Source organism: Streptomyces sp. 5-10, assembly GCF_014712245.1.
Lineage (GTDB): Bacteria > Actinomycetota > Actinomycetes > Streptomycetales > Streptomycetaceae > Streptomyces > Streptomyces violaceusniger.
Genome location: NZ_JACVYG010000013.1, coordinates 1 through 11,037 on the forward strand (window position 1 = coordinate 1; position 11,037 = coordinate 11,037).

The window sequence follows — 11,037 nt, forward strand, 5'->3', positions numbered from 1 at the left end:
CGCCGCGGCAGCCGCAGGGCGCGCCCGCCGCCGGAGGGCCCATCGACTACCAGCACCCGGGCCGCCGTACGGCCGCGCCGCCCACGCCCCCGCCCACGGCGCCGCCCGCCGCCCCCGGGCAGCCCGCCCAGCCGGTCGCGGGCGACGCCTCCGGCTGGTCCATGGACGAGCGGCTCTACAACCAGGTCTGGGGCATGTTCGAGGACCTGGCCCGGACGACCGCGGCCTACCGCAGTGCCGTCGACTTCGCCGAGTCCCGCATGGAGCAGGAGCTGGACCGGGTGCTCTCCGACCCGCGCACCCGGGTGGGCCCGGCCGCCGACTCCGCCCGCGCCGAGGCACGCGCCAAGCACACCGACCTCGTCGAGCAGGCCCGGGCCGCCCTCGATCGCGATCTGGCGCAGCTCATCGCCGAGGCCGAGGTGGTGGAGCCCGCGCTGCCGCCCGCCTACGCCCGCTGGGACAGCCCCGTATGGCAGGCGTACCAGGTGCCCATGGAGGTCCCGATGGCCTTGCGCCTGGGCGATCTGAGCCTCCCGGAGTGCGCCGATCTGCGCATCCCCATGCTGGTGCGGCTGCCGCTGGAGCGCGGGCTGTGGATCGACGCCGGGCGTTCGGGCTCGTTCGACGGGCCGGCCGACTCGGGTGAGCTGCGCAGGCTGGCGGCGGACGCGGCGGTGGCGATCGTGGCGCGGATGCTGGCGGTCTATCCGGCGGGGGAGTTCGCGGTGCATGTGATCGACCCGGCGGGTTCGGCCGCGGGCTCGTTCGCGCCGCTGGTGGGGTCCGGTGTGCTGGCCGAGCCGCCGGCGGCCGGGGCCCAGGGGGTCTCGGCGGTGCTCGCCGCGCTGACCCAGCGGGTCGACCTGGTGCAGATGGCGATCCGCAGCCGGGCCACGGACGCGCTGCCGCCGGATATGGACACCGCCGAGCAGCTGCTGATCGTCCATGACTTCCCGCACGGCTTCGACGACCGGGCCGTCACCCAGCTGCGCTATCTGGCGGACGAGGGGCCCTCGGTGGGCGTGCATCTGATGATGGTCGCCGACCGCGAGGACGCGCGGGCCTACGGTCCGGTGCTGGACCCGCTGTGGCGGTCGCTGCTGCGGCTCACGCCGGTGGCCGACGACCACCTCGCCGACCCCTGGGTGGGCCATGCGTGGACGTACGAGCCGTCGATGGTGCCGCCGGGCAGCCGGGTGCTGGGCCAGGTGCTGGGGGAGGTGGGGAGGGCCGCGCAGGCTCTGAGGGCCGCGCGGGCCCGCCAGTCATACGGCGGCTGACCCTGATTGTCCCGCTCCGACCAGGGCTTTTGCCTTTTTCTTTACTCTCTCATGGGGATTCCTGTACTCTCTTTTACGCGGAGGGGAGTACTCCTTAGCGGTGTTCCCGTCACCACGGATTCCGTCCGGCACCAGGAGGCCGGACGGAATCCCGGGACACCGGTCCACGGCGCGGTCCATGGGCGGAAGAGACCTCCGGCAGCGACGACGCTGAGACTGCCGTACGAATGCCGGAGGAACCGTGGACGTTTCCGTGACCATGTGGGGGCTGACGATCATCGGCCTCTGCGCCCTGATCGCCGTCGACTTCTTCATAGGCGGCCGCAAACCGCATGAGGTCTCCCTCAAGGAGGCCGGGATCTGGACCGCCGTCTGGGTCGCCCTCGCCGGGCTCTTCGGGCTCGGGCTGCTGGTCTTCGCGGGCGGCCAGCCCTCCGGCGAGTTCTTCGCGGGCTTCATCACCGAGAAGTCGCTGAGCGTCGACAACCTCTTCGTCTTCGTCCTGATCATGGCGAAGTTCGCCGTGCCGACGATCTACCAGCAGCGCGTGCTGATGGTGGGTGTGCTGATCGCCCTGGTGCTGCGCGCGGTCTTCATCGCCGCGGGCGCCGCGATCGTCTCGACCTTCGCCTGGGTCTTCTACATCTTCGGCGCCTTCCTCATCTGGACGGCCTGGAAGCTCATCCAGGAGGCGCGGGCCGATGAGGAGGAAGAGGAGTTCGAGGAGAACCGGCTGCTCAAGGCGGTCGAGAAGCGGTTCCCGTCCACCGACCAGTACCACGGCACCAAGCTGTTCATCGTGGAGAACGGCAAGCGGCTGATGACCCCGATGCTGATCGTCATGCTGGCGATCGGCACCACGGACGTCCTCTTCGCGCTGGACTCGATACCCGCGATCTTCGGCCTCACCCAGGACCCGTACATCGTCTTCACCGCCAACGCCTTCGCGCTGATGGGCCTGCGCCAGCTGTACTTCCTCATCGGCGGCCTGCTCAAGAAGCTGGTCCACCTCTCGTACGGGCTGTCGATCATCCTCGGTTTCATCGGCGTCAAGCTGGTGCTGCACGCGCTGCACGAGTCCGGGGTGCACGTCCCGGAGATCAGCATCCCGGTCTCGCTCGGCGTCATCTGCGCGGTGCTCGCCGTCACCACGGCCACCAGTCTGTACGCCTCGAGGAAACAGGCCCTGGCGGAGGCGGGGAGCGGGGAGGACCGGACCCGGGACAAGGACAGCGTCGACGTCTGACGGCGTCCGCGGCGTCACCGCCCTGACGGCGCCCGAGAGCGCCCGACGGCGTCCGACAGCTGTCCCGTCCCGGATCCGGGAGACGGGCTCACACAGCCGCCTCCCCGGCCTCCAGAGGCCGTACGGCCGACCGTCCACCATCCGGACGGTCGGCCGTCGGCCGTGTCTCCGGCAGCAGGGCGAAGCAGCCCAGGCTCAGCAGCGCCACGGCGGTCAGATACGCGGCGACGCCCCAGGGCGGGCCGTCGCCGTGGGACACCGCCGTCGCCACGATCGGCGTGAGCGCCCCGCCCAGGACGCCCGCGAGGTTGTAGCCGAGCGCCGCCCCCGTACAGCGCACCCGCGCCTCGAACAGCTCGGGCAGATAGGCCGCGGTCACGGCGAACATGGTGATGAAGGCGAGCAGCGCGCCCAGGAAGCCGAGGAACATCAGCGGAGGCTCACCGGTGCGCAACAGCGCCACCAGCGGAAACATCCACACCACGGTGGCCACGCAGCCCACCAGACACATCGGCCGCCGCCCGAAGCGATCGCCGAGATGGGCCGCCAGGGGCGTCAGGGCGCCCAGGACCGCCACGGCCGCCATGACGCAGCCCAGCAGGGTGGTGCGGGCCACCCCGAGCCGCTCCGTGCCGTACGCCAGGGACCAGGTCGTGACCGCGTAGAAGACCGCATAGCCCACCGCAAGCCCGCCCGCGGTCAGCAGGACCAGCCGCCAGTGGCCGCGCACCACCTCGGCAAGCGGCGCGGCGGCTTGTTCGCCGCGCTCGGCCAGCTCCCGGAACCGCGGGGTCTCGGTCACCTGGGCCCGCAGTAGCAGCCCGGCGCCCACCAGCAGCCCCGCGCCCCAGAACGGCACCCGCCACCCCCAGGACCGGAACTCGCCGTCGCTGAGCGTGGCCGACAGGGCCAGCATCGTGCCGTTGGCCAGCAGAAAGCCGATGGACGGGCCCACCTGCGGAAAGCCCGACCACAGCCCGCGCCGCCGCGCGGGCGCGTGCTCGGCGGTCAGCAGCACCGCGCCGCCCCATTCACCGCCGAGCCCCAGCCCTTGCAGGAAGCGCAGCACGAGCAGCAGGACGGGGGCGGCGATGCCGATCGAGTCGTAGTCCGGGACGAAGCCCACGGCGACGGTCGCGAGACCGGTGAGCAGCAGGGAGGCGATGAGCACCGGACGGCGCCCGTGGCGGTCGCCGAGGGGCCCGAAGAGCATCGAGCCCAGCGGCCGGGAGACGAAGCCGACGGCGAAGGTGCCGAAGGCGGCGAGGGTGCCGGCCAGCGGCGAGAAGGTGGGGAAGAACAGCGGGCCGAGGACGAGCGCCGCGGCCGTGCCGTAGACGAAGAAGTCGTAGAACTCGATCGCGGTGCCCGCCATGGACGCGGCGGCGAGGCGGGCCATGGACGGAGGGCCGTCATGCTGCGGAGAGCGGTCGTGCTGCATGACGCGACAACCGCCCCGGCCCGCCGGGGGTCACGGGGCGTACGGAGGCGCGCGGCGCTCCGGGGCCGTGCGAGCGGCGCTACCAGCCGCGCTCGCGCCACTCCGCGAGGTGCGGGCGCTCGGCGCCGAGGGTGGTGTCGTCGCCGTGGCCGGGGTAGACCCAGGTCTCGTCGGAGAGCTGGTCGAAGAGCTTGGTCTCCACGTCGTTGATCAGGCTCTCGAACGCCTTGGGATCCTTACGGGTGTTACCGACCCCGCCCGGGAAGAGGCAGTCGCCGGTGAACACGTGCGGATGGCCGTGCGGATCGTCGTAGATCAGGGCGATGCTGCCCGGGGTGTGGCCGACCAGATGGCGGGCGGTCAGCTCGACCCGCCCGACCCGCAGCGTGTCGCCGTCCTCGACCAGGACATCGGTGCGCGCCGGGATGCCCTCCGCGTCGTAGCGGCCCGCGTAGGTACGGGCGCCGGTGGCCTCCATCACCTCGCGCAGCGCGCCCCAGTGGTCGGGGTGGCGGTGGGTGGTGACCACGGACGCGATCCCGCTCTCGCCGATGAGGGAGAGCAGGGTGTGCGGCTCCGCGGCGGCGTCGATCAGCAGCTGTTCGTCGGTGGCCCGGCAGCGCAGCAGATAGGCGTTGTTGGCCATGGGGCCCACCGCGACCTTCGAGATCATGAGATCGGGCAGTTCATGCACGTCGGCCGGTCCGCCGACCGTCACCACTCCGCTGTAGGTCATGGCCTCAGCCTAGTGCGGGCGGGGCGGGCGGGGGGCCGTCGGGGCAGAAGAGACCGGCGCCGCCCATGAGTGGGGCGTCCGGTGTGCCGGACGTCCGCGTCGCCGGGCCCGGTGACCGGGCGCGGCGGGGGAATATCCGGGTGCCCGGCGCACCTTGTAACAAGGCGAACCTTGTATCAAGGAGCACGGCGAGCTGATGCCCCGCGGGGCCACCTCGTACGGCGGGCGCTCCGCGGGGTGGGCCGGCACATGGCCGCGGGTTCAGCCGGCCGGAGGGCGCACCACACGATCGGGTGAAGTCGGCTCCCGCGTCCCGCAAATCGAATGTGCGTGCTATAGGCTCGGTGTGCTGCATCCTTAAGACATCGTCGTCGTGCCCCCATACCCTGGGTTGGGGGCTTCGCTCCGCTCCGCCTCTGCTCCGACCGGCAGGGCCGCCCCGCGAGCGGGCTCGGCGCACCCCGACTCTCTCAAGAAAGGTGCCGACCGGCGTGGCCGACCGTCTCATCGTTCGTGGCGCTCGCGAGCACAACCTCAAGAACGTCTCACTCGACCTTCCTCGCGACTCGCTCATCGTCTTCACCGGGCTGTCCGGGTCGGGCAAGTCGTCCCTCGCGTTCGACACGATCTTCGCCGAGGGGCAGCGCCGGTACGTCGAGTCGCTCTCCTCCTACGCCCGCCAGTTCCTGGGGCAGATGGACAAGCCCGATGTGGACTTCATCGAGGGCCTGTCCCCCGCGGTGTCGATCGACCAGAAGTCGACCTCGCGGAACCCGCGCTCGACGGTCGGCACCATCACCGAGGTCTATGACTACCTCCGGCTGCTGTTCGCCCGTATCGGCAAGCCGCACTGCCCCGAGTGCGGCCGTCCGATCGCCCGCCAGTCGCCGCAGGCGATCGTGGACCGGGTGCTGGAGCTCCCCGAGGGCAGCCGCTTCCAGGTGCTCTCCCCGCTGGTGCGCGAGCGCAAGGGGGAGTTCGTCGACCTCTTCTCCGATCTCCAGACCAAGGGCTACAGCCGCGCCCGGGTGGACGGCGCCACCATCCAGCTGTCCGACCCGCCGAAGCTGAAGAAGCAGGAGAAGCACACCATCGAGGTGGTCGTGGACCGCCTCACCGTCAAGGACAGCGCCAAGCGCCGGCTGACGGACTCGGTGGAGACCGCGCTCGGCCTCTCCGGCGGCATGGTGATCCTCGACTTCGTGGACCTGGAGGAGGACGACCCGCAGCGGGAGCGGATGTTCTCCGAGCACCTCTACTGCCCGTACGACGACCTGTCCTTCGAGGAGCTGGAGCCGCGCACCTTCTCCTTCAACTCGCCCTTCGGCGCCTGCCCGGAGTGCACCGGCATCGGCACCCGGATGGAGGTCGACCCGGAGCTGATCGTCCCGGACGAGGAGAAGTCGCTGGACGAGGGCGCCATCCACCCCTGGTCCCACGGCCACACCAAGGACTACTTCGGCCGCCTGGTCGGCGCGCTCGCCGACGCGCTCGGCTTCCGTACGGACGTCCCCTGGGCCGGGCTTCCGCAGCGTGCCAAGAAGGCGCTGCTCAATGGCCACCGGACCCAGATCGAGGTCCGCTACCGCAATCGCTACGGCCGCCAGCGGGCGTACACCACGGCCTTCGAGGGCGCGCTGCCCTATGTGAAGCGGCGCCACTCGGAGGCGGAGAGCGACGCCAGCAGGGAGCGGTTCGAGGGCTATATGCGCGAGGTGCCCTGCCCCACCTGTGAGGGCACCCGCCTGAAGCCGATCGTGCTGGCCGTCACCGTGCAGGACAAGTCCATCGCGGACGTCTCGGCGATGTCGATCAGCGAATGCGCCGAGTTCCTGCGCGGCATGGAGCTGAGCGCGCGCGAGAAGACCATCGCCGAGCGGGTCCTCAAGGAGGTCAACGAGCGGCTGCGGTTCCTCGTCGACGTCGGCCTGGACTACCTCTCGCTCAACCGCGCCGCGGGCACCCTCTCCGGCGGCGAGGCCCAGCGCATCCGGCTGGCCACCCAGATCGGCTCCGGTCTGGTCGGTGTGCTCTATGTGCTGGACGAGCCGTCCATCGGCCTGCACCAGCGCGACAACCACCGGCTGATCGAGACGCTGGTGCGGCTGCGCGACCTCGGTAACACCCTGATCGTCGTGGAGCACGACGAGGACACCATCAAGACCTCGGACTGGGTGGTGGACATCGGCCCGGGCGCGGGCGAGCACGGCGGCAAGGTGGTGCACAGCGGGCCGCTGAGCGAGCTGCTGGTCAACCAGGAGTCGGTGACCGGGCACTATCTGTCCGGCAAGAAGGCCATCCCGCTGCCGCCGACGCGCCGGCCCGTGGACCCCAAGCGGCGCCTCACGGTCCACGGCGCCCGGGAGAACAACCTCCAGGACATCGACGTGTCCTTCCCGCTCGGGGTGCTCACCGCCGTCACCGGTGTTTCGGGATCGGGTAAGTCCACGCTGGTCAACGACATCCTCTACACCCATCTGGCCCGCGAGCTGAACGGCGCGCGGGCGGTTCCCGGGCGGCACACCCGGGTCGCCGGTGACGATCTCGTCGACAAGGTGGTGCATGTCGACCAGTCGCCCATCGGCCGCACCCCGCGCTCCAACCCGGCCACGTACACCGGCGTCTTCGACCATGTGCGCAAGCTGTTCGCGGAGACGATGGAGGCCAAGGTCCGCGGGTACCAGCCCGGGCGGTTCTCCTTCAACGTCAAGGGCGGCCGCTGCGAGAACTGCTCCGGTGACGGCACCATCAAGATCGAGATGAACTTCCTGCCGGATGTGTATGTGCCGTGCGAGGTCTGCCACGGCGCGCGCTACAACCGGGAGACCCTGGAGGTGCACTACAAGGGCAAGTCCATCGCCGAGGTGCTGGACATGCCCATCGAGGAGGCCCTGGACTTCTTCGAGGCGGTGCCCACCATCGCCCGCCATCTGCGCACCCTCAACGAGGTCGGGCTGGGCTATGTCCGGCTCGGGCAGCCCGCGCCGACCCTCTCCGGCGGTGAGGCCCAGCGCGTCAAGCTGGCGAGCGAGCTCCAGAAGCGGTCGACCGGCCGCACGGTGTATGTGCTGGACGAGCCGACCACCGGTCTGCACTTCGAGGACATCAGCAAGCTGATCAGCGTGCTCTCCGGCCTGGTCGACAAGGGCAACACGGTGATCGTCATCGAGCACAACCTCGATGTGATCAAGACGGCCGACTGGGTCGTGGACATGGGCCCCGAGGGCGGCAGCGGCGGCGGTCTGGTGATCGCCGAGGGCACCCCGGAGGACGTGGCCTCGATCCCGGTCAGCCACACCGGGAAGTTCCTGCGGGACATGCTGGGCGACCGGGTGAGCGACGCGACGGTGCCCGCCGCGCGCAAGGGCGGCGCGACCACCAAGAAGGCGCCCGCCAAGAAGGCCGCCGCCAAGTCCACGGCGGCCAAGAAGACCGCGGCGAAGAAGACCGTGGCCAAGAAGGCGGCGGCCAAGACCACGGTCGCCTCCAAGCGGGCGGCCGCGAAGTAGCCCCGAGCTCCTGTGCCCGCGCCGCGCCCGGACCGACCGGGCGCGGCGCGAGCGCAGGCGTAGCGGCGGGCTCAGGCCAGCTCGGAAGCGTAGGGCGGCTCCGCGCCCGCGCGGGAGCAGGTGATCGCGGCGGCGCGGGCGGCGAAGCCCAGCACATCCCGCCAGGCCGCCTCGTCCAGCTTGGCCAGCGCGGGCGACGACAGCGCCTGGTGCTCCGCCAGCCGGTGCAGCAGCGCGGCGTTCACGGTGTCGCCCGCCCCGATGGTGTCCACGATGTCCACCCGCTCGCCCGGCACCGAGATCACCGAGCCGTCCTGCCGCCGTACGCTCAGCCCCTCCCCGCCGTGGGTGAGCACCACGGCCGCCGGGCCCGCCGCCAGCCACGCGCCCACGGCCCTCTCGACATCCCCCGCGTCCTCCGAATCGGCCAGCCACCTGGCGTCCTCTATGGACAGCTTCAGCAGGCCGATATGGGGCAGCCAGCCGTGGAAGCGGGCCCGGTAGGCATCGGCGTCGGGGATCAGACCGGTGCGGATATTGGGGTCCAGCGTGGTGAAGACCCCGCGCGCGGCCTCGCGCCGCAGCAGCTCCTCGTACGCGCTCGCGCCCGGCTCCAGCACCAGCGAGCAGGTGCCCAGCGACAGCGCGCTCACCCCCTCCGGGAGGGACGGCGGCAGGGTGAAGAGCCGGTCCGCGGTGCCCTGCACATAGAAGCCGTACCCGGCCGAGCCATCGGCCCCGATGGAGGCGACGGCCAGGGTTGTGGGCTCCCCGCCGCGCTGCACCAGCGCGGTGTCCACGCCGTCCTTCCGCAACCCCTCCAGCAGCGCCTCCCCGAAGCCGTCCGTGGAGACCCGCGAGCAGAACGCGGTGGGCGAGCCGAGCCGCCCCAGCGACAGCGCGGTGTTGTACGGGCCTCCGCCGCGCGCCGGCCGCAGCGCGGGCAGCCGGTCACCCGCCGCGGCGCTCGACGTGCGCTCGGGCACGAGGTCGATCAGGGCTTCTCCGGCGACGACGATCACGAGACGGGGTCCTTTCCGGCGATTCCGGGGGTTCCGGGGAGCGGTCGGTCGAGGGCATCGGCCACACAGCCGCACGAGGTGCGGTGGACGAAGGCGCAGGGCAGCCGGACGGTGCGCGGCGGCCGCCCCGGGTTCTCCAGCCGCTCGAGCAGCAGCCGGACGGCGGTGGCGCCGATCTCCCGGCTGGGCTGGGAGATCGCGGTGAGCCCGGGGGAGAAGACATCCGCCCAGGAGAAGTCGTCGAAGCAGACCAGCGCGAGATCGTCCGGCACGCTCAGCCCCGCCGTCCGCAGGGCGCGCAGCGCACCGATGGTCATCGCGTTGTTCGCGGTGATGATCGCGGTGGGCGGCTCGGGGGAGTCCAGCAGCCGGTGAACGGCGTCCTCCGCGCCCCGCGCCTCGGAGTGGCCCTCGGCCAGCAGCCCGGGGCGGAACGGCAGCCCGTGCCGCTCAAGACCGGCCCGGTAGCCCGCGATCCGCTCGATGGTGGTGCTCAGGCCAGGCAGCCCCGCGACCAGTCCGACGCGGGTGTGGCCGAGATCGGCGAGGTGGCCGACCAGCTGTTCGACGGGGCGGGCGTTCTCGGCGCACACCTGGTCATGGGCGTCACCGACCAGCCGGTCGAGGAAGACGGCGGGGATCTCACGGCGGGCCAGATACTCCAGCAGCCCGGCGGGCTCGGCCGACGGGGCGACGATCACGCCGTCCACCCGCCGCTCATGGAGCAGCCGGACGACGGTGAGCTCATGCGCGGGGTCGTCATGTGGATCGGCGATCAGCAGACCGTAGCCCCGCTCCAGGGCGCTGGATTCGACGCCCTGGAGGATCTCGGTGAAGTACGGATTGCTGATCGCCGAGACGGCCAGGCCGATCGAGCGGGTGCGCGCGGTCACCAGGGAGCGCGCCAGCGTATTGGGGATGTAGCCGAGGTCGTCGATGGCGTCCAGCACGGCCTTACGGGTGCCGGGGCGGACCGGCCGGGTCTCGTTGAGCACATGCGAGACGGTGGCCACGGACACCCCGGCGCGACGGGCGACATCGACCATGGTTGCCATCCGCTGCGGTCCTTAACGTCGGGGTCGTCGGGAGAGCCGGTCCGAGGGGAGACGGGGGCACGTAACGTATCGCATCGGGCGCCGGACGTAAACGTTTGCGCAAGCGTTTACTCCCTCCCCGGGGGCGGCGGCGAACGGAAGGATCTGTACCGGTATGGTCGGAGGGCCGCCACACCCCAGGAGCCGCAGATGTCCAGCCAGCCCGCCTCCCGACGAACCGTCCTGTGCTGCGCCGCGCTGGCCGGAGCCGCCGGACTCGGGGCGGCGGCCTGCTCCCCGGACGGGTCGGGCAAGAAGGCGTCCCCGACGCCCACCGCCCCCGTCGAGCTCGGCTCGGCCGGTGTCGTGCCGGTCGGCGGCGCCAAGATCTACCGCGAGCAGCGGGTGGTGGTCGCCCAGCCGGCCAAGGGGGAGTTCACGGCGTTCAGCGCGGTGTGCACGCACGCCGGATGTGTCGTCGACACCGTCGAGGACGGCAAGATCAACTGTCCCTGCCACGGCAGCCAGTTCGACGCCCGCACCGGCAAGGTCGTCCAGGGGCCCGCGGAGAAGCCGCTGCCGTCGGTCCCGGTCACCGCGAAGGGCGGACGGCTCGTCGCGGGCCCCGACGCCTGAGCGGGCGACATCCTGGGCGGACGACGCGGACGACGCGGACGACGCGGACGACGCGGGCGACGCGGACGACGCGGGCGACGCCGCCCGGCCGCCCGGCGCCCGCCCGGCGCGCGCCCGGGCGTGCCGCGGA

General features: G+C 71.7%; 7 protein-coding genes and 1 pseudogene. 4 read left to right on the forward strand and 4 right to left on the reverse strand.

Annotated elements, in window-relative coordinates:
* A pseudogene (locus IEJ02_RS17280) lies at nucleotides 1–1,283 on the forward strand (TerD family protein); the annotation flags it as partial.
* A gap of 241 nt (nucleotides 1,284–1,524) precedes the next feature.
* Nucleotides 1,525–2,529: a TerC family protein gene (locus IEJ02_RS17285; protein WP_191065702.1), complete on the forward strand. Its 1,005-nt coding sequence runs from the start codon at nucleotides 1,525–1,527 to the stop codon at nucleotides 2,527–2,529.
* An 88-nt stretch (nucleotides 2,530–2,617) separates the two neighbouring features.
* Here IEJ02_RS17285 and IEJ02_RS17290 read toward each other — a convergent pair whose 3' ends face one another.
* Entirely contained in the window at nucleotides 2,618–3,928 is a 1,311-nt protein-coding gene (locus IEJ02_RS17290) for an MFS transporter (protein ID WP_191065703.1), read from the reverse strand.
* 121 nt (nucleotides 3,929–4,049) lie between these two features.
* Entirely contained in the window at nucleotides 4,050–4,706 is a 657-nt protein-coding gene (locus IEJ02_RS17295; protein WP_137977474.1) for an MBL fold metallo-hydrolase, read from the reverse strand.
* Between the two features lie 491 nt (nucleotides 4,707–5,197).
* Here IEJ02_RS17295 and uvrA point away from each other — a divergent pair, with 491 nt between their 5' ends.
* The gene (uvrA, locus tag IEJ02_RS17300) at nucleotides 5,198–8,215 is read left to right on the forward strand and encodes an excinuclease ABC subunit UvrA (protein WP_191065704.1); all 3,018 of its coding nucleotides are present in this window, start codon (nucleotides 5,198–5,200) and stop codon (nucleotides 8,213–8,215) included.
* A 71-nt stretch (nucleotides 8,216–8,286) separates the two neighbouring features.
* Here the strand turns inward: uvrA and IEJ02_RS17305 are convergent, their stop codons facing one another.
* Together IEJ02_RS17305 and IEJ02_RS17310 are read right to left on the reverse strand one after the other, a co-directional pair.
* Nucleotides 8,287–9,237 carry a carbohydrate kinase family protein gene (locus IEJ02_RS17305; RefSeq protein ID WP_191065705.1) on the reverse strand — a complete coding sequence of 317 codons (951 nt, stop codon included), beginning with the start codon at nucleotides 9,235–9,237 and terminating at the stop codon, nucleotides 8,287–8,289.
* Nucleotides 9,234–10,292, reverse strand: coding sequence for a LacI family DNA-binding transcriptional regulator (locus IEJ02_RS17310; RefSeq protein ID WP_191065706.1), 1,059 nt, complete (start codon nucleotides 10,290–10,292; stop codon nucleotides 9,234–9,236). Before IEJ02_RS17310 ends, IEJ02_RS17305 begins: the two co-directional genes overlap by 4 nt.
* A gap of 189 nt (nucleotides 10,293–10,481) precedes the next feature.
* Here IEJ02_RS17310 and IEJ02_RS17315 point away from each other — a divergent pair, with 189 nt between their 5' ends.
* Nucleotides 10,482–10,907 (forward strand): QcrA and Rieske domain-containing protein, encoded by a 426-nt coding sequence (locus IEJ02_RS17315; RefSeq protein WP_191065707.1) that lies wholly within the window; start codon nucleotides 10,482–10,484, stop codon nucleotides 10,905–10,907.
* Nucleotides 10,908–11,037 lie beyond the last annotated feature (130 nt).